32 protein-coding genes are annotated in these 17,653 nt (G+C 38.4%); all 32 read left to right on the top strand.

Features of this window, described 5'->3' with window-relative positions; all coding sequences use genetic code 11:
- Positions 1-183 precede the first annotated feature (183 nt).
- The 32 genes from HMPREF1639_RS03305 (at position 184) to rplQ (ending at position 17,503) form a co-directional block, all read left to right on the top strand.
- Positions 184-1,974 (top strand): aminopeptidase P family protein, encoded by a 1,791-nt coding sequence (locus HMPREF1639_RS03305; RefSeq protein ID WP_036763185.1) that lies wholly within the window; start codon positions 184-186, stop codon positions 1,972-1,974.
- 55 nt (positions 1,975-2,029) lie between these two features.
- Entirely contained in the window at positions 2,030-2,824 is a 795-nt protein-coding gene (locus tag HMPREF1639_RS03300; protein ID WP_036763189.1) for an SDR family NAD(P)-dependent oxidoreductase, read from the top strand.
- A 298-nt stretch (positions 2,825-3,122) separates the two neighbouring features.
- Complete coding sequence (gene rpsJ, locus HMPREF1639_RS03295) at positions 3,123-3,434, top strand: 30S ribosomal protein S10 (protein WP_007791571.1); 312 nt, start codon at positions 3,123-3,125, stop codon at positions 3,432-3,434.
- Positions 3,435-3,508: 74 nt separating this feature from the next.
- The gene (gene rplC / locus HMPREF1639_RS03290) at positions 3,509-4,138 is read left to right on the top strand and encodes a 50S ribosomal protein L3 (RefSeq protein ID WP_036763183.1); all 630 of its coding nucleotides are present in this window, start codon (positions 3,509-3,511) and stop codon (positions 4,136-4,138) included.
- A 24-nt stretch (positions 4,139-4,162) separates the two neighbouring features.
- The gene (gene rplD / locus HMPREF1639_RS03285; protein ID WP_036763182.1) at positions 4,163-4,786 is read left to right on the top strand and encodes a 50S ribosomal protein L4; all 624 of its coding nucleotides are present in this window, start codon (positions 4,163-4,165) and stop codon (positions 4,784-4,786) included.
- Positions 4,786-5,076 carry a 50S ribosomal protein L23 gene (gene rplW / locus HMPREF1639_RS03280; RefSeq protein WP_036763180.1) on the top strand — a complete coding sequence of 97 codons (291 nt, stop codon included), beginning with the start codon at positions 4,786-4,788 and terminating at the stop codon, positions 5,074-5,076. Before rplD ends, rplW begins: the two co-directional genes overlap by 1 nt.
- A 23-nt stretch (positions 5,077-5,099) precedes the next feature.
- On the top strand, positions 5,100-5,930 hold the full coding sequence (gene rplB, locus HMPREF1639_RS03275) for a 50S ribosomal protein L2 (RefSeq protein ID WP_036763179.1): 831 nt from the start codon (positions 5,100-5,102) through the stop codon (positions 5,928-5,930).
- Between the two features lie 33 nt (positions 5,931-5,963).
- Positions 5,964-6,245 (top strand): 30S ribosomal protein S19, encoded by a 282-nt coding sequence (rpsS, locus tag HMPREF1639_RS03270; RefSeq protein ID WP_007791386.1) that lies wholly within the window; start codon positions 5,964-5,966, stop codon positions 6,243-6,245.
- Positions 6,246-6,273: 28 nt separating this feature from the next.
- Positions 6,274-6,612: a 50S ribosomal protein L22 gene (gene rplV, locus HMPREF1639_RS03265; protein WP_036763177.1), complete on the top strand. Its 339-nt coding sequence runs from the start codon at positions 6,274-6,276 to the stop codon at positions 6,610-6,612.
- Positions 6,613-6,630: 18 nt separating this feature from the next.
- Positions 6,631-7,425: a 30S ribosomal protein S3 gene (gene rpsC, locus HMPREF1639_RS03260; RefSeq protein ID WP_036763175.1), complete on the top strand. Its 795-nt coding sequence runs from the start codon at positions 6,631-6,633 to the stop codon at positions 7,423-7,425.
- A 25-nt stretch (positions 7,426-7,450) separates the two neighbouring features.
- Positions 7,451-7,879 carry a 50S ribosomal protein L16 gene (rplP, locus tag HMPREF1639_RS03255; RefSeq protein WP_036763174.1) on the top strand — a complete coding sequence of 143 codons (429 nt, stop codon included), beginning with the start codon at positions 7,451-7,453 and terminating at the stop codon, positions 7,877-7,879.
- Between the two features lies 1 nt (position 7,880).
- Complete coding sequence (gene rpmC / locus HMPREF1639_RS03250; RefSeq protein WP_036763173.1) at positions 7,881-8,084, top strand: 50S ribosomal protein L29; 204 nt, start codon at positions 7,881-7,883, stop codon at positions 8,082-8,084.
- Positions 8,085-8,112: 28 nt separating this feature from the next.
- On the top strand, positions 8,113-8,367 hold the full coding sequence (rpsQ, locus tag HMPREF1639_RS03245) for a 30S ribosomal protein S17 (RefSeq protein WP_007791403.1): 255 nt from the start codon (positions 8,113-8,115) through the stop codon (positions 8,365-8,367).
- A gap of 23 nt (positions 8,368-8,390) precedes the next feature.
- On the top strand, positions 8,391-8,759 hold the full coding sequence (rplN, locus tag HMPREF1639_RS03240; RefSeq protein ID WP_036763172.1) for a 50S ribosomal protein L14: 369 nt from the start codon (positions 8,391-8,393) through the stop codon (positions 8,757-8,759).
- A 25-nt stretch (positions 8,760-8,784) separates the two neighbouring features.
- A complete protein-coding gene (gene rplX, locus HMPREF1639_RS03235) occupies positions 8,785-9,090 on the top strand; it encodes a 50S ribosomal protein L24 (RefSeq protein WP_036763187.1) in 306 nt (101 codons plus the stop codon).
- A 27-nt stretch (positions 9,091-9,117) separates the two neighbouring features.
- Positions 9,118-9,660: a 50S ribosomal protein L5 gene (gene rplE, locus HMPREF1639_RS03230; protein WP_036763169.1), complete on the top strand. Its 543-nt coding sequence runs from the start codon at positions 9,118-9,120 to the stop codon at positions 9,658-9,660.
- Positions 9,661-9,679: 19 nt separating this feature from the next.
- Positions 9,680-9,865 carry a type Z 30S ribosomal protein S14 gene (locus HMPREF1639_RS03225; protein WP_036763168.1) on the top strand — a complete coding sequence of 62 codons (186 nt, stop codon included), beginning with the start codon at positions 9,680-9,682 and terminating at the stop codon, positions 9,863-9,865.
- Positions 9,866-9,895: 30 nt separating this feature from the next.
- Positions 9,896-10,294 carry a 30S ribosomal protein S8 gene (gene rpsH, locus HMPREF1639_RS03220; protein WP_036763167.1) on the top strand — a complete coding sequence of 133 codons (399 nt, stop codon included), beginning with the start codon at positions 9,896-9,898 and terminating at the stop codon, positions 10,292-10,294.
- A 27-nt stretch (positions 10,295-10,321) separates the two neighbouring features.
- Positions 10,322-10,864, top strand: coding sequence for a 50S ribosomal protein L6 (gene rplF, locus HMPREF1639_RS03215; protein ID WP_036763166.1), 543 nt, complete (start codon positions 10,322-10,324; stop codon positions 10,862-10,864).
- 24 nt (positions 10,865-10,888) lie between these two features.
- Positions 10,889-11,257, top strand: a complete 369-nt coding sequence (gene rplR / locus HMPREF1639_RS03210; RefSeq protein ID WP_007791381.1) for a 50S ribosomal protein L18 — start codon at positions 10,889-10,891, stop codon at positions 11,255-11,257.
- 20 nt (positions 11,258-11,277) lie between these two features.
- Positions 11,278-11,787, top strand: coding sequence for a 30S ribosomal protein S5 (gene rpsE, locus HMPREF1639_RS03205; protein WP_036763165.1), 510 nt, complete (start codon positions 11,278-11,280; stop codon positions 11,785-11,787).
- A gap of 15 nt (positions 11,788-11,802) precedes the next feature.
- Complete coding sequence (gene rpmD / locus HMPREF1639_RS03200) at positions 11,803-11,988, top strand: 50S ribosomal protein L30 (RefSeq protein WP_036763163.1); 186 nt, start codon at positions 11,803-11,805, stop codon at positions 11,986-11,988.
- A 31-nt stretch (positions 11,989-12,019) separates the two neighbouring features.
- Positions 12,020-12,463, top strand: a complete 444-nt coding sequence (rplO, locus tag HMPREF1639_RS03195) for a 50S ribosomal protein L15 (protein ID WP_036763162.1) — start codon at positions 12,020-12,022, stop codon at positions 12,461-12,463.
- Positions 12,464-12,492: 29 nt separating this feature from the next.
- On the top strand, positions 12,493-13,761 hold the full coding sequence (secY, locus tag HMPREF1639_RS03190; RefSeq protein WP_036763160.1) for a preprotein translocase subunit SecY: 1,269 nt from the start codon (positions 12,493-12,495) through the stop codon (positions 13,759-13,761).
- A 17-nt stretch (positions 13,762-13,778) separates the two neighbouring features.
- Complete coding sequence (locus HMPREF1639_RS03185; protein WP_036763158.1) at positions 13,779-14,420, top strand: adenylate kinase; 642 nt, start codon at positions 13,779-13,781, stop codon at positions 14,418-14,420.
- A 186-nt stretch (positions 14,421-14,606) separates the two neighbouring features.
- On the top strand, positions 14,607-14,876 hold the full coding sequence (locus tag HMPREF1639_RS03180; RefSeq protein ID WP_036763155.1) for a KOW domain-containing RNA-binding protein: 270 nt from the start codon (positions 14,607-14,609) through the stop codon (positions 14,874-14,876).
- A gap of 33 nt (positions 14,877-14,909) precedes the next feature.
- On the top strand, positions 14,910-15,128 hold the full coding sequence (gene infA / locus HMPREF1639_RS03175) for a translation initiation factor IF-1 (protein WP_036763153.1): 219 nt from the start codon (positions 14,910-14,912) through the stop codon (positions 15,126-15,128).
- Between the two features lie 28 nt (positions 15,129-15,156).
- Positions 15,157-15,270: a 50S ribosomal protein L36 gene (gene rpmJ, locus HMPREF1639_RS03170; RefSeq protein WP_002509257.1), complete on the top strand. Its 114-nt coding sequence runs from the start codon at positions 15,157-15,159 to the stop codon at positions 15,268-15,270.
- Between the two features lie 49 nt (positions 15,271-15,319).
- A complete protein-coding gene (gene rpsM / locus HMPREF1639_RS03165) occupies positions 15,320-15,688 on the top strand; it encodes a 30S ribosomal protein S13 (RefSeq protein WP_036763151.1) in 369 nt (122 codons plus the stop codon).
- 27 nt (positions 15,689-15,715) lie between these two features.
- Positions 15,716-16,117 carry a 30S ribosomal protein S11 gene (gene rpsK, locus HMPREF1639_RS03160; protein ID WP_007791581.1) on the top strand — a complete coding sequence of 134 codons (402 nt, stop codon included), beginning with the start codon at positions 15,716-15,718 and terminating at the stop codon, positions 16,115-16,117.
- Between the two features lie 55 nt (positions 16,118-16,172).
- Entirely contained in the window at positions 16,173-17,120 is a 948-nt protein-coding gene (locus tag HMPREF1639_RS03155) for a DNA-directed RNA polymerase subunit alpha (RefSeq protein ID WP_036763147.1), read from the top strand.
- Positions 17,121-17,161: 41 nt separating this feature from the next.
- On the top strand, positions 17,162-17,503 hold the full coding sequence (rplQ, locus tag HMPREF1639_RS03150; protein ID WP_036763146.1) for a 50S ribosomal protein L17: 342 nt from the start codon (positions 17,162-17,164) through the stop codon (positions 17,501-17,503).
- The last annotated feature ends 150 nt before the right edge of the window (positions 17,504-17,653 follow it).

Raw genomic sequence — 17,653 nt, 5'->3', positions numbered from 1 at the left:
GCTGTCGCATAAATTTCGGATTTTATTCATCAACGCTAGTTGACAAAGAACCAATTTTTGCAAAAAATATGTCTGGTCTGATTTTGATTAGTAGGCGAAAGATAGAAATATACTAAGGTCAAATATGGTATAATTTAAATTAGAGCATTTACAATTTACTGAGAAGGGGGTGCTATAAAAGTTATGAAGGTTAAACAAAGACTTGAGGCCTTAAGGGCCTTAATGAAGGAACATAAGATAGATATATACTTGGTGCCTACTGCTGACTACCACAATAGTGAGAATGTAGGTAGGTACTTTATGGAGAGGGCCTATATAAGTGGTTTTACAGGTTCTGCTGCTAGTGTTCTAGTAGGTAAAGACTGGGCAGGCCTATGGACAGATGGTAGGTACTTTTTGCAGGCAGAAGACCAACTGGAGGGGTCTGGTATAGACCTATACAGGATGGGGCAAGAAGGTGTGCCTAGCCTTGAAGGATTTTTAGAGGACAAGCTGGGTCAAGGGGAAAAACTGGCCTTTGATGGAAGGTGCGTGACCTATGGACAAGGGCTAGCCCTGGAGAAAATAGTAGCTGAAAAAAAGGGAAGCTTAGTCTATGACCTAGACCTGATAGACCAGGTATGGGGGGATAGGCCACCTATGGCTAGGGAGGGCATATTCGAGCTTCAACTTAAGTATGCCGGTGAATCTAGGGCAGACAAGCTAGGAAGACTTAGGTCATCCATGGAAAATATAGGGGCTGATTGTCATATTATAACAAGTCTGGATGATATTGGATGGGTCTTAAATATTAGGGGTAGGGATGTTGATTACTTCCCCCTAGCCTTGTCCTACCTAATAGTGGATATGGATAAGGCAGTCCTATATATAGATGAAGAAAAAATAAGTGGGGAAATAATGGCAGGCCTAATAAGTGATGGGGTGGAAATTAGGCCCTACAATGCCATTTATGAGGATATAAAGCTTATAGAGAGAAAGACTTTACTCGATCCAGACTGGGTAAATTATGCCATATATGGCAATATAGGTGACAAGGATATTATAATAGAGGGGCAAAACCCAACTATCATGATGAAGACCGTCAAAAACGAGATAGAAATTGATAACATCAGGAAGGCTCATATTAAAGATGGTATAGCACATAGCAAGTACCTTTATTGGTTGAAAAAAGAAGTTGCAAGTGGGCGTATAGGAAGGCAGACGGAAATATCTGTTTCTAACAAGTTGGAATCTTTGAGGAGGGACCAGGAGGACTTTATCTGTCCTAGCTTTGCCCCAATCTCTGCCTTTGGGGACCACGGAGCCATAGTTCACTATGAGGCTGATGACCTATCAAATAAAGAACTGGCTCAAGGAGGCTTCCTTTTGAATGATACTGGTGGCAACTATATCCAGGGGTCTACTGATATCAGTAGGACTACAGCCCTGGGTCAGGTTAGCCAAGAAATGAAGGAAGACTATACCAGGGTTTTACAGGCCCACATAAGGTTGGCAAGGGCCAAGTTCCTGTATGGGTGCTCGGGAGCCAATCTAGATGTCCTGGCTAGACAAGCCCTATGGGATGCCTACCTAAACTACAATCATGGTACAGGCCATGGGGTAGGCTACCTGGCCAATATACACGAACCCCCTATTAGCTTTAGGTGGCAGGTTGGGGTTAAGCCAGCTACTAGGCTGGAAGAGGGGATGGTAATAACCGACGAGCCAGGCCTATACATAGGTGGATCACATGGTATAAGAATAGAAAATGAGCTCTTGGTAAGAAAGGGGCCTAAAAATGACTATGGTCAGTTTATGTACTTTGAAGCTCTTACATATTGCCCAATAGACCTGGACCCTGTCTTGGTAGATATGTTGACAGAGGATGACAAGGCCTACCTGAATGATTACCACCAAAAAGTATATGACCTTATAGGGCCAGGCCTGGAAGAGGAAGAAAGGTGTTGGTTAAGAGAGGTTACAAGGCCTATTTAAGAGGTGGGTACTTGCCTTGATAGCAAACAAAGTAAAAAAGAAAAGGATGATAAATATGGAAAAAGATATAAGACCAGATAAGTGGGCCCTGGTAACAGGGGCAAGTTCTGGTATAGGTAGGGAGATAGTAAAGTTCTTGGAATCCTATGGTTATGGGTCAATCCTGGTTGCCAGGAGGAGGTCTAGGTTGGAAGACCTTGCCGAGGACCTAAAATACAAAAGCTATATAATAGAAGCTGACCTTAGCCAGCCTTCAACTGCAAAAGACTTGTGTCAAAAAATAGACGAGTTAGAGGAAAAAGAGGCCATAAGGATTGACCTCCTGGTAAATAATGCTGGTTTTGGTGATCTTGGCTTCTTTGGGGAGACAGACCTAGACAAGGAACTGGATATGATCCATGTAAACATAGAGAGTCTTCATATATTAATGAAGCACTACTTGAAAAGATTTGTTGAAGAAGATAAGGGACATATATTAAATGTGGCATCAAGTGCCGGCCTTATGCCAGCAGGTCCCTATATGTCTACATATTATGCGACCAAGGCCTATGTGACCAGCCTGACAAGCGGAGTTGCCAAAGAACTCAAGGATAGGGGTTCAAGGGTTGTAGTTTCTGCCTTGTGTCCTGGTCCGGTGGATACAGAATTTAATGATGTGGCCAATTGCAGTTTTGATATAGGCAGTATAGGACCAGGCCAATGTGCAAGAGAAGCCCTAGAAAATCTATTTAAAGGAAAGACTATAATAGTTCCATCTACTAAAATGAAGTTGGCAACTAAATTTTCTAAAATTTTGACCAGGAATAGGCTAATAGATATATGTGGTAGGCAACAGAAGAAAAAAATCTAAAAAAATAAAGTTTTTTGCTTGAAAAAAATGATAGAGGCTAGCAATAAAAGGTAGCCGAGGGGTATGAAAAGCATATCCCTGAAACCTTAAAATTTCAATAAAAATAAATAAAAAACTTTTCAAAAAAGCTTGCATATGCAGGCTTTTTTTGTTAAAATAATCTAGTACGCTCATGTAAGTGGGCAAGTTTTGGGTGGATAAAACAAAAATCGGTTAAGTGGTTACGACACACCCGGAACAGTTTATCGGTGTTTTGATTTATCTGGCCAGGTAAATAAAATCAGAAGGAGGGACTAAAATGGCTAAGAATGAAAAGATAAGAATAAGATTAAAATCATATGATCATAAGTTGTTAGATTATTCAGCTGTAAAGATAGTTGATACTGCTAAAAAAGCAGGTTCTCTAGTAGCAGGTCCAATACCACTTCCAACAGAGAAGAAGGTAGTGACTATACTAAGAGCCGTACATAAGTACAAAGATTCTAGAGAACAGTTCGAAATCAGAACTCACAAGAGACTAATCGACATAGCTAATCCAACACCAAAGACAGTTGACTCATTAATGAAGCTTGACTTACCAGCTGGTGTTGACATAGAAATCAAATTATAAGCCGCCTAAGATAGAAATATCTTAGAATGATTACTCAAATATGGGTAATCCGCTGTAAGAACTAGGAGGTAAAAATGAAAGGTATTTTAGGAAAGAAAATAGGCATGACTCAGGTCTTTACTGAAGAAGGTACAGTAGTACCAGTAACAGTAGTTGAGGCAGGCCCTGTATCAATCACACAGATCAAGACTGTAGAAAATGATGGCTACCAGGCTATCCAGGTTGGTTTTGTAGACGCTAAGGAAAAGGCGCTAAACAAACCGCAGAAGGGACATCTAGCTAAGGCTGGTGTACTAAAGAGACAGTTAAAGGAATTTAGAGTAGATTCACTAGACGGATATGAAGTAGGTCAGGAATTAAATGCTGACATCTTCGCTGAAGGTGAAAAGATAGACGTAACTGGTATATCAAAGGGTAAGGGATTCCAGGGTCCAATAAAGAGACATGGACAGAGTAGAGGTCCTGAAACTCACGGTTCTAGATACCACAGAAGACCAGGTTCAATGGGTGCTTGTTCTTACCCAGGTAGAGTATTCAAGAACAAGAAGCTTGCTGGACACATGGGTAGCGTAAAGGTTACTGTACAGAATCTTGAAGTTGTAAAAGTAGATGCCGAAAAGAATCTTTTATTAATAAAGGGCGCTATTCCTGGTGCTAAGGGATCAGTAGTAGCTGTTAAGGCAGCTATTAAGGGTTCTAACTAATCACAGAGGAAAGGAGGATTAACAATGCCAAAGATTAATGTATTAAACGTATCAGGCCAGAATGTTGGTGAAATTGAATTAAACGATTCAATATTTAATATAGAAGTTAACGCACACGTACTTTACGAAGCAGTCAAGTGTCAGTTAGCTAACAGAAGACAGGGTACTCAGTCTGCTAAGACAAGAGCAGAAGTTAGAGGTGGCGGTAGAAAGCCATGGAGACAGAAGGGTACAGGTAGAGCTAGACAGGGTTCTATCAGATCAGTTCAGTGGGTAGGCGGTGGAGTTGCATTCGCACCAAAGCCAAGAGATTACTCTTACTCACTACCAAAGAAGGTAAGAAGACTTGCTATGAAGTCTGCTCTATCATCAAAGGTACAGGACAATGAAATAATAGTATTGGATGCTCTAAGCTTAGAAGCACCTAAGACTAAAGAAATAGTAAATACATTTAAGAATGTAAACGCAGGTAAGAAGGTATTAGTTGTAACTGCTGAAAATGATTCAAACATCGTTAAGTCAGTAAGAAATATAGAAGGTGCTAATGTTTGTCACGTAAGTACACTAAATGTTTACGATATACTAAACTGTGATTCATTCATAATAACTACAGACGCAGTTAAGAAAGTGGAGGAGGTGTACGCGTAATGACAAATCCACATGATATAATCATAAAGCCAGTTGTTACTGAACAGTCAATGACTGAAATGGGGAATAAGACTTATACTTTTGTTGTTGCAAAGAGCGCCAACAAGACTGAAATAAAGAAGGCCGTAGAAAAGATCTTTGAAGTAAAGGTTGAAAGAGTAAACACTCTAAACTACGACGGTAAGACTAAGAGAATGGGAAGAACAGTAGGTAAGACTGCTAGCTTCAAGAAAGCTGTAGTAAAGCTTGCTGCTGACAGTAAGGATATAGAATTCTTCACAGGAATGTAATTCAAATAAGGAGGATATAGATAATGGCTATTAAAAAGTTTAAACCAACGTCTCCTGCCTTAAGACAGATGACAGTTTTAAAGTCTGATGAAATAACATGCAACCAGCCAGAAAAGTCTCTTCTTGTAAACCTTAAGAAGAATGCTGGTAGAAATGTTCACGGTAAGATAACTGTACGTCATAAGGGTGGCGGAAACAAGAGAAAATATAGATTAATAGATTTCAAGAGAAATAAAGATGGCATACCTGCTAAGGTTGCTACAATAGAATACGATCCAAACAGAACTGCAAATATCGCACTTCTTCACTATGCAGATGGTGAAAAGAGATACATACTAGCACCAGTTGGTATGAAGGTTGGCGATACAATCCTTTCAGGTTTGGGTGCAGACATCAAGCCAGGTAACTGCCTTGAATTAAAGGATATGCCAGTTGGTACATTAGTACACAACATCGAGCTAAAGGCCGGTAAGGGAGGACAGTTAGTTAGAACTGCTGGTGCATCTGCTCAGTTGATGGCAAAGGAAGGTACTAAGGCACTTCTTAGACTACCATCAGGAGAAATGAGATACGTAAACAACAACTGTAGAGCTACTGTTGGCCAGGTTGGTAACATAGAATACGGTAACGTTGTAATAGGTAAAGCTGGTAGAAAGAGACACATGGGAATCAGACCTACAGTTAGAGGTTCTGTAATGAACCCTAATGACCATCCACACGGTGGTGGTGAAGGTAGAGCTCCAATCGGTAGACCATCACCAGTAACTCCATGGGGTAAACCTGCTCTAGGATACAAGACTAGAAAGAAAAACAAGGCTTCTAACAAGCTAATAGTATCTAGAAGAACTAAGTAATAAATTTAATTTACTCAGGAAGGAGGATTATTAATGTCAAGATCAACAAAAAAAGGACCTTTTGTCCATGCCGGATTATTAAAAAAGGTTGAAGCTATGAACGCTAGCGGAAATAAGGAAGTAATCAAGACTTGGTCAAGAACTTCTACAATATTCCCACAGTTCGTTGAACACACAATAGCAGTTCATGATGGAAGAAGACACATACCAGTATATATCACAGAAGATATGGTTGGACATAAATTAGGAGAATTCGTTCCTACAAGAACTTTTAGAGGTCACAAGGACGATGAAAAATCTTCAAAGAGAAAATAACTAATTGAGGATGAAAGGAGGATCATTAATGGAAGCAAAAGCTACAGCTAAATATGTTCGTGTATCAGCTAGAAAAGCTGGTCAGATATGCGACTTAGTTAGAGGAAAAGACGTAAATGAAGCATTAGCAATATTAAAGTTTACACCAAGATATGCTGCAGAAGTAGTAGCAAAGGTTGTGAAGTCTGCTGCTGCGAACGCTGAAAATAACCACGAAATGGATACAGATAAGTTATACATAGCATCTATAGTTGCTAACCAGGGACCTACAATGAAGAGATTCATGCCTAGAGCACAGGGTAGAGCGACTGCAATCAGAAAGAGAACATCTCACATAGAGGTAGTTGTCAAGGAAAGAGAAAATTAATAAGAAGGAGGGACACAAATGGGTCAGAAGGTAAATCCACACGGCTTAAGAGTTGGTGTAATTAAAGATTGGGACTCAAGATGGTTCGCTAATGATAGAAAAGAGTTCGGTGAGTTGTTGAAAGAAGACCACGTGTTGAGAACTAACTTGAAGAAAGAGTTATACTCAGCTGGTTTAGCCAAGATAGAAATAGAAAGATCTGCTAACAAAATAAAGATGGACTTACACGTTGCAAAGCCAGGTGTTGTAATAGGTAAGGGAGGAGCTGGAATCGAAGCTCTTAAGAAGAAATTGGAATCTATGACTGGTAAGACAGTTATACTTAACATAATAGAAGTTAGAAACATAGACAGAGATGCTCAGTTAGTTGCTGAAAACATAGCGCAGGCAATCGAAAGAAGAATTGCATTTAGAAGAGCTATGAAGCAGTCTGTACAGAGAACTATGAAGTCAGGAGCAAAGGGAATCAAGGTAAGTGCTTCTGGTAGATTAGGTGGAGCAGAAATGGCCAGAACTGAAGGATACAGTGAAGGTAACGTGCCACTACAGACATTGAGATCTGACATAGATTACGGTTTCGCTGAAGCTGATACTACTTATGGTAAGATAGGTATCAAGGTTTGGATCTGTAACGGAGAAATTCTTCCAGGCAGAAACGTTTCAATCGAAAGAGAAGAAAAGAAGGCTGAGAGAAGAAACGGCAGAGACAACAGAAGAAACGGTAAGGGCAACGATAGAAGAGGTAGAAATAACGATAGAAGAAACAACAATAGAGGTCCTAGAGCTTCTAAAAGAGAAGCAAAGCAGGACTAATTAGTTCGGAAGGAGGAAACAACTCATGTTAATGCCAAAGAGAGTAAAGCGTCGTAGAGTACATAGAGGAAGCTTAGCTGGTAGGGCACACAAGGGTAACAAAGTTACTTACGGTGAGTATGGTCTAGTTGCGTTAGAGCCATCATGGATCACATCTAACCAGATAGAAGCAGCCAGAATAGCTATGACAAGATATATAAAAAGAGGTGGTCAGGTTTGGATCAAAATCTTCCCACACAAGCCAATAACAAGAAAGCCTGCAGAAACTCGTATGGGTGCTGGTAAGGGTTCTCCAGAATATTGGGTAGCAATAGTTAAGCCAGGTAGAGTTATGTTTGAACTAGCTGGTGTTTCAGAAGATAAGGCAAGAGAAGCAATGAGACTTGCAGCTCACAAATTGCCAATCAAGTGTAAGTTTGTAAAGAAAGAAGATTTAGAAAAGGTAGGTGAATAGGATGAAAGCTAAAGAATTAAGAAATCTATCAACTGAAGAACTATTAGCAAAGTTAGATGAATTCAAGAGTGAATTATTTAGCTTGAGATTCCAATTAGCTACTGGTCAGTTACAGAATACAGCTAGAATAAAGACTGTAAAGAGAGACATAGCAAAGGTTAAGACTGTTCTTGCAGAAAGAAAGTTAAACGAAGCTAGAGCTTAATATTGGAAGAAGGAGGCTTTTGATAGACATGGAAAGAAACAGAAGAAAAGTTAGAATCGGCCGTGTTGTTAGTGATAAGATGGAAAAGACTGTTGTAGTTGCTTGCGAAGATTTCGTAAAACATCCACTTTATAACAAGCGTGTTAAGAGAACTAAAAAATACAAGGCTCATGATGAAATGAATATGTGTAACATAGGAGATAGAGTTAGAATAATGGAAACTAGACCTTTATCTAAGGACAAGAGATTCAGAGTAGTTGAGATAATAGAAAAGGTAAAATAGTTTACATAGAAGGAGGAATTGCGATGATACAGCAGGAAACACGTTTAAAAGTAGCTGATAATTCAGGTGCTAGAGAACTTTTATGCATACGTGTTCTTGGCGGAAGTAAGAGAAAGTACGCCAATGTAGGTGACGTAATAGTTGCAACAGTAAAAAGTGCAACACCAGGCGGAGTTGTAAAAAAAGGTAAAGTAGTAAAAGCTGTTGTAGTTAGAAGCAAGCAGGGAATGAGACGTAACGATGGTAGCTATATTTCATTTGATGAAAATGCTGCAGTTATTATAAAGGACGATAAGACACCAGTAGGTACTCGTATATTTGGACCTGTTGCGAGAGAGTTAAGAGACAACGACTTCATGAAGATAGTATCTCTAGCTCCAGAAGTACTATAATTAGAGGAGGTGCAATAGATCAATGATGCGTGTAAAGAAAGGCGACACTGTTGTAGTTATAGCAGGTAAGGACAAGGGCAAAAAGGGACTAGTTCTAAGCGTAGATGCAAAGAACGACAAGGTTTTAGTTGAAGGTATCAACATAGCAACTAAGCACAACAAGCCATCTGCTACTAACCCACAGGGTGGAATAACAACTAAGGAAGCTCCAATACATATATCAAATGTAATGCCATTTGATCCAGAATCTGGTAAGGGTGTAAGAGTAAGATACGAAGTAAAAGACGGAAAGAAAGTCAGAGTATCTGCTAAGAGCGGTAAAGAATTATAAGAAATATAACCGAAAGGAGGGAACACAATGGCTTCAAGATTAGAAGAAAAGTATAAGAAGGAAGTTGCTCCAGCGTTAATGGAGAAGTTTGGATATAAGAATATAATGGAAATACCAAGACTTGATAAGATAGTTATTAATATGGGTGTTGGTGATTCAAAGGATAATTCAAAGGCTTTAGAAAAGGCTATAGAAGAATTAGAAATGATAACTGGACAGAAGCCAGTTATAACAAGAGCTAGAAAGTCAGTAGCGAACTTTAAGCTAAGAGAAGGTATGCCAATAGGTACTAAGGTTACTCTTAGAAGTGACAAGATGTACTACTTCATGGATAAGTTAGTTTCTGTATCTCTACCAAGAGTTAGAGACTTTAGAGGTGTTAGTGCCAATTCATTCGACGGAAGAGGTAACTACGCACTAGGTATCAAGGAACAGCTTATTTTCCCTGAAATCGAATACGATAAGGTTGATAAGGTAAGAGGTATGGACATAATCTTCGTTACAACTGCAAAGACTGACGAAGAGGCTCGTGAACTAATAAAGTTATTAGGAATGCCATTTTCTAAGTAGATAAAAAGGAGGAATTCACGTGGCTAGAAAAGCAATGAAAGTAAAGCAGCAGAGAAAGCAGAAATATAAGACAAGAGAATACACTAGATGTTCAATTTGTGGTAGACCACACTCAGTTCTAAAGGATTTCGGTATTTGCCGTATTTGTTTTAGAGAATTAGCATACAAGGGTGAAATACCTGGTGTAAGAAAATCAAGTTGGTAAGATATAGATAATCGGAAGGAGGATTTTATTATGACAATGACAGATCCAATCGCAGATATGCTTACAAGAATAAGAAATGCAAACACTGTTAAGCATGACACTGTTGATGTTCCTGCTTCTAACATAAAGAAAGAAATAGCTAGAATACTTCTTGAAGAAGGGTTCATCAGAGGCTATGATGTAATAGAAGATGGAAAGCAAGGAATAATAAGAATGCAGCTAAAGTACGGACAGAATGGTGAAAGAGTAATCTCAGGACTAAAGAGAATATCTAAGCCAGGTATGAGAATATATGCAGCTGCAGAAGATGTACCAAAGGTATTAAATGGATTAGGTATCGCTATGGTATCAACATCACATGGTATACTAACTGATAAGCAGGCAAGAAATAATAACGTTGGTGGAGAAGTAATCTGCTACGTTTGGTAAGATTTCATAATGTAAGGAGGTGTAATAATGTCAAGAATAGGTCTTAAGCCAATCGTGATCCCAGCAGGTGTTGAAGTCACTCTAGGTGAAAACAACACAGTGACTGTAAAAGGTCCAAAGGGAACATTGACAAATAAGTTCAATAATGAAATGATAATAAAGAAGGAAGAAAGCACTATAGTAGTTGAAAGACCAACTGAAAACAAGAAGCACAGAAGTCTTCACGGTCTAACTAGAACACTTATAAACAACATGGTAGTAGGTGTTTCTGACGGATTCGAAAAGAAGCTAGAAATCAAGGGTGTAGGTTACAGAGCTGCAAAGCAGGGCAAGAAGTTGGTAATGAACTTAGGATACTCTCATCCAGTAGAAATGGACGATCCAGAAGGCATCACTACAGAAGTGCCTAACCAGTTTGAAATAATCGTAAAGGGTATTGACAAGCAGCAGGTAGGTAACTATGCATCTGTTATCAGAGCTTGGAGAAAGCCAGAACCATACAAGGGTAAGGGTATCAAGTATGCTGACGAAGTTATCATCCGTAAGGAAGGTAAAACTGGTAAGAAATAATAATTAGCGAAAGGAGTGAGTACTTTGTTCAAGAAGATAGATAAGAATGCAAACAGAGTTGCTAGACATAAGAGAGTTAGAAAAAAAGTAACAGGAACAGCTGAAAGACCAAGACTAAGTGTATTCAGAAGTTCTAAGAATATTTATGCTCAGATTATAGATGACGTAAACAGAGTAACACTAGTATCTGCATCATCACTTGATGAAGCTGTTAAGAGTGCTGTTTCATACACTGGAAACAAAGAAGCTGCTAAGAAAGTTGGAGAATTAGTAGCAAAGAAGGCTGCTGAAAAGGGTATAACAGAAGTTGTATTCGACAGAGGTGGTTACATATATCACGGTAGAGTTTTAGAACTAGCTGAAGGTGCAAGAGAAGCTGGTCTTAAGTTCTAATTAATTGAAGGAGGAATAATATGCTACATAGTAAACCTATTGATGCATCTCAATTCGATTTAGAAGAGAGAGTTATAGAAATTAGACGTGTTGCTAAGGTTGTAAAGGGTGGTAGAAACTTTAGATTTGCTGCTTTAGTAGTAGTTGGAGATAACAATGGTCACGTTGGTATAGGATCTGGTAAAGCTATGGAAGTTCCAGATGCTATCAGAAAGGCAGTTGAAGATGCTAAGAAGAATCTTATAACAGTACCTAGAGTAGGAACTACTATACCTCATGAGGTTGTAGGTCACTTCGGTGCAGGTAAGATACTTATCATGCCAGCTCAGGAAGGTACAGGAGTCCTAGCAGGTGGTCCTGTTAGAGCCGTACTAGAATTAGCAGGAGTTAGCGACGTTAGAGCTAAGTCAACTGGTTCAAACAATCCAAGAAACATGGTTAATGCAACTATGGCTGGATTAAAGGATATAAAGACAGCTGAATCAATTGCAAGATTGAGAGGCAAGAAGGTAGAAGATCTACTAGGATAATAATAGGAGGTTCAAATGTCTAAAATACAGATAAAGTTAGTTAGAAGCGTTATAGGAACTACTCCTAACCAGAGAAAGAACGTTGAAGCTCTTGGACTAAAGAAGAGAGAATCAGTAGTAGTAAAGGAAGATAACGCTCAGACAAGAGGTATGATCAATAAGGTAAGCCACCTTGTTGAAGTAACTGAGATAGCAGAATAATAGATACACAAAGAGAAGGAGGTGCAACAGAATGAAGCTACATGAGTTAAAACCTGCCAAAGGAGCTGTAAAGGCTAAGAAAAGATTAGGTAGAGGTACTGCAACAGGTCAGGGTAAGACATCTGGTCGTGGACAGAAGGGTCAGTGGTCAAGATCTGGTGGAGGAGTTAGAGTAGGATTCGAAGGTGGACAGATGCCACTTGCTAGAAGACTGCCTAAGAGAGGTTTCACAAATATATTCAAGAAGATGTATTCAGAAGTTAACGTTGAAACATTGAACAAATTTGAAGCAGGAACAGTAATAAATGCAGAAATGCTAAAGAAGGCTGGGACTATTTCTAAGATAGAAAAGGATGGACTAAAGATACTAGGTAACGGCGCTTTAGACAAGGCTCTTACAGTTCAGGCTGCTAAATTTACTGCATCAGCAAAGGAAAAAATTGAAAAAGCTGGCGGTAAGGTTGAAGAAGTTTAGTCACTTAAAAGTTAGCGGGGTGATTAGATTTGATGAATAAAATACAACAGGCTTTGAAGATTAAAGATATCAGAAAGAAATTGGTATTTACATTTCTTATGATAATCGTATTTAGACTAGGAACAACAATACCAGTTCCAGGTATAAATACGTCTGTAATTAAGAGTATGGTTGAAAAGAACTCCCTATTAGGACTATACAATATGTTCTCAGGAGGAGCCTTCAGTAACTTCACTATATTCGCTTTGGGAATTGGTCCTTACATTACAGCATCTATCATTATACAGCTTTTGACAGCAGGTTTCGAGAGTTTGAAAGAACTACAGAAGTCTGGTGAAGAGGGCAAGAAGAAGATAAACAAGTACACAAGAATGACTACACTAGCGCTTGCAATAATCCAGGCCGTAGGTATCACACTTGGTATAGTTAGGAGGGCCTTGAAGGTAAATAATCCTTTCTTTATCTTTACTGTTATCATTACCTTGGTAGCAGCCAGTATGATGGTAATGTGGTTGGGTGATAGGATCACTGAGAAGGGACTAGGTAATGGTAGTTCAGTCCTAATATTCGTAGGTATCATATCAAGACTACCTATAGATATTGGAGCTATAGCTCAGAAGGTTAGCATAGGTTTGTTGAAGTGGCCAGCTATAACAGTTTTTGTTGTAGTTGTTCTAATAACTATAACAGGTGTAACTTTCATCAATGAATCTACCAGAAAGATACCGGTTCAATATGCAAAAAGAGTAGTAGGAAGAAAGATGTATGGTGGTGAATCTTCTCATATACCAATGAAGGTTAACCAGTCAGGTGTAATGCCTATAATCTTTGCTAGTTCAATATTGGCCCTACCACAGACAATAGCACTATTAGGTGGACCAAAGATGCAGGCAGCAGTTAATGCATTCTTTAATCTATCAACTGATAAGGGATTTTGGACATATAGAATAATAGAAATAGTACTAATCGTATTATTCTCATACTTCTATAACACAATCTCTTTCAATACAGAGGATATTACAAAGAATATGAAGAATAGTGGTGGTTTTATACCAGGTATTAGACCAGGTAAACCAACAGAGAAGTACCTAGGTGGAATACTTTCAAAGTTGACTATAGTAGGTGCAGCTTTCTTGGGTCTAATGGCCATGATACCAGCATTGATCACTCACTATATGCAGATACCGATGAACTTTGGTGGTACATCACTATTGATCATTGTTGGTGTTGCATTGGAGCTTAAGAGACAGTTAGAATCAAATCTTGTAATGAAAAATTATCAAGGTTTCCTAAAATAATTTTGGAGATGATAAATATGAAAATAATATTACTTGGACCTCCTGGTGCGGGTAAGGGGACTCAGGCTGCTAACATAGTTGACAGCTACAAGATACCTCATATTTCAACAGGAGATATATTTAGAAAGAACATCAAAGAAGGAACAGAGCTAGGTAAGAAGGCTCAGGAATACATGAATGAAGGAAAATTAGTTCCAGACGAATTAACTTGTGGACTAGTGGCATCAAGACTATCAGAAGCTGATTGTAAGGATGGATTTATGTTGGACGGCTTCCCAAGAAACATCTTTCAGGCTGAATACTTGGACAAGTATTTAAGCGAGAATAATATAGCTTTAGACAAGGTAGTTAATATAGAAGTAGAACCAAAGCTTCTAGTTGAAAGAGCTTGCGGAAGAAGAATTTGCAAGACTTGTGGAGCTACTTACCATGTCAAGTTTAATCCAAGTAAGGAAGAGGGAGTTTGTGATTCTTGTCATGCTAATCTTACTCAAAGACCAGATGACAATGAAGAAACAGTTTCTCACAGAATTGAAGTTTATTTATCTGAAACAAAGCCTCTAGTAGATTACTATACTAAACAGGGTGTAATAGCTAATATAGAAGGCAATCAGGATATAGATAAGGTTTTTGAAGATATAAAAGCTGCATTAGCTTAGTAAAACCAGTAGAGCTCTTGAGAATTATGATTTTGTGGCCCATCGCAAAAGGATTCGGGAAACAAGTTTGTTGTCCCTGTTTGAAGACGATAGGGTTGCTATGAAAGTAACATTGTAAGCTTTTATAGCAAGTGTTCCGAAAGAGCATGAGATAGACCTTCACTAACCTATAAGGAGGGGTGTTGTATGCTATCAGAAAATTTAAGCTTAGGTCAATTAGTCAAGGCTTCCTGTGGCAGGGATGAAGGCAAATACTTCTTTATCGTAAAGATAGTGGATGAATCCTTTGTCCTGATTTCCGACGGAAGGTCCAGGAAGCTAGACAAACCAAAACTTAAAAAGATCAAGCATTTAAAAGTTGAAAAGTACGTCAACGAAGAAATAAAAATGTTGTTGCAAAACGGAGATAAAATAACAGATTCTTGTATAAGAGCAGAGTTAAATAAGTTAAAGTAAACTTAACTTGTGAAATGGAGGTTTGGTTAGTTAATGGCCAAAAAAGACGTAATTGAATTAGAAGGTACAGTTTCTGAAACTCTACCAAACGCAATGTTTAAAGTTAAATTAGATAATGGACATGAGGTTTTGTGTCACATATCAGGAAAGCTAAGAATGAACTTCATAAGGATTCTCGAAGGAGATAAGGTGAATATAGAGCTTTCCCCTTATGATCTTACGAGAGGAAGAATTACTTGGCGTAAGAAGTAGGCTATTTATAGTCTGAGGAGGAACAAAAATGAAGGTTAGACCATCTGTTAAACCAATATGCGAGAAGTGTAAGGTTATAAAGAGAAAAGGAAAAGTAATGGTAATCTGTGAAAATCCTAAGCACAAGCAGAAGCAGGGTTAAGAATTACCAAGGATTTAGAAATACATAATAATATGTAGGAGGTGCGAATATGGCAAGAATAGCTGGTGTAGACTTACCTAGAGAAAAAAGAGCTGAAATCGGCTTGACATATATATACGGTATAGGTAGAGCTACTTCAAATGAAATATTAGCTAAGGCTGGTATAAGCAAAGATACTAGAATAAAGGATCTATCTGAGGACCAGGTAAACGAGCTTAGAAGAATAATAGATGAAGACCATCTAGTAGAAGGTGACTTGAGAAGAGAAATCGCCTTAAACATAAAGAGACTAAGAGATATAAAATGCTACAGAGGTATTAGACATGCTAAGGGCTTACCTCTAAGAGGACAGAAGACTAAGACTAACGCTAGAACTAGAAAGGGTCCTAGAAAAACTGTATCTCGTAAGAAGAAATAAATAAAGTAGAGAAGGAGGTAAGGATAAATGGCAAAAGGTAACAAGAAAGTAGTTCAGCGTGTAAGAAGAAGAGAACGTAAGAATATAGAACGTGGACATGCACATATTCAGTCTACTTTTAATAATACAATAGTAACATTGACAGATGTACACGGAAATGCAATTTCTTGGGCATCTTCAGGACAGTTAGGATTTAAGGGATCAAGAAAGGCTACTCCATACGCTTCACAGATGGCAGCGGAAACTGCAGCTAAGGCAGCTATGGAACACGGTCTAAAGACTGTAGAAGTATTTGTTAAGGGTCCTGGTTCTGGTAGAGAAGCAGCTATTAGAGCTTTACAGGCAACTGGTCTTGAAGTTACAATGATTAAGGATGTTACTCCAATACCACACAATGGTTGCAGACCACCAAAGAGAAGAAGAGTGTAGTATTGAGGTTAATTTCACCCTCAGTGGACCAATATTTGTATAGGAGGGTTTATCCATGATAGAAATAGAAAAGCCAAAAGTTGATATTGTCGAATTGAGCGAAGATTATAGATATGGTAAATTTGTTGTTGAACCATTGGAAAGAGGATTTGGTATTACTATAGGTAATGCGCTTAGAAGAATACTTTTATCATCTCTTCCAGGGGTAGCAGTTTATGCTGTGAGAATTGATGGAGTCCTTCATGAATTCTCAACAGTACCTGGTGTAAAAGAAGATGTAACTGAGATGATTCTTTCCTTGAAAGAACTATCAGCGACAATCGATGGTGAGGAATCTAGAGTATTGAAGATTCAGGCAGTAGGACCTTGCGAAGTAACTGGAGCAGATATTATATGTCCTCCAGATGTTGAAATTGTTAGCAAAGACCTTCATATAGCTACTTTGGATGACAATGCAAAGTTGAATATGGAAATTCACGTTAACAAGGGCAGGGGATATGTATCTGCTGAAGAAAACAAGAACGATAGTATGCCAATTGGTACATTACCTGTAGATTCAATCTATACTCCGATTGAAAAGGTGAGCTACCATGTTGAAAATACTAGAGTTGGACAGAAGACAGATTTCGATAAACTGACACTTGAAGTTTTGACAAATGGAAGTATTAATCCTCAGGAAGGAATGTCTCTAGCTGCGAAAGTACTAGAAGAACATTTAAAATTGTTTATTGACTTAACAGAGCATATAGGCAATGTTGAAATAATGGTAGAAAAAGAAGAGGACAAGAAAGAAAAAGTTCTTGAAATGACTATAGAAGAGTTAGATTTGTCAGTTAGATCATACAACTGCTTGAAGAGGGCAGGAATCAACACTGTTGAAGAACTATCAAACAAGTCTGAAGAAGATATGATGAAGGTTAGAAACTTAGGTAAGAAGTCTCTTGAAGAAGTAATCCAGAAGCTTCACGAGCTAGACCTTAAGTTAAAGCCAAACGAAGAATAATAATTTATTTGTTCAGAAAATCACGTAAAGGAGGGACATAGATGACAACTTACCGTAAATTAGGACGTGAAACTGCTCACAGAAACTTAATGTTAAGAAACCTTGTGACTAGTTTACTAAGAGAGGGAAGAATAGAAACTACAGTTACTAGAGCAAAGGAAACTAGAAGAATGGCTGAAAAGATGATAACTCTTGCTAAGAAGGGTGATCTTCACGCTAGAAGACAGGTTCTTGCTTATGTAATCGACGAAACAGTAGTTAGTGACTTATTCGAAAATATAGCACCAAAGTATGCTGAAAGAAATGGTGGTTATACTAGAATAATAAAGAAGGGACCAAGAAGAGGCGATGCTGCTGAAATGGCATTCATCGAATTAGTATAGGTCTAGGAGAATAAAGGGCTAATCTATAAGGTTAGTTACACAACAAATATAGGCTACGCATTCTAGGCAGATAAAATGAATGTGTGGCCTATATTTTGGTTCTATAATATATAGCGTTGATGGTAACAAAAATGCTTTCAAAGTCGTAAG

Source organism: Peptostreptococcus sp. MV1, from assembly GCF_000758885.1.
GTDB lineage: Bacteria > Bacillota > Clostridia > Peptostreptococcales > Peptostreptococcaceae > Peptostreptococcus.
The sequence above is the reverse complement of the archived record's forward strand: the minus strand, read 5'-3'. Positions and strand labels throughout refer to the sequence as shown.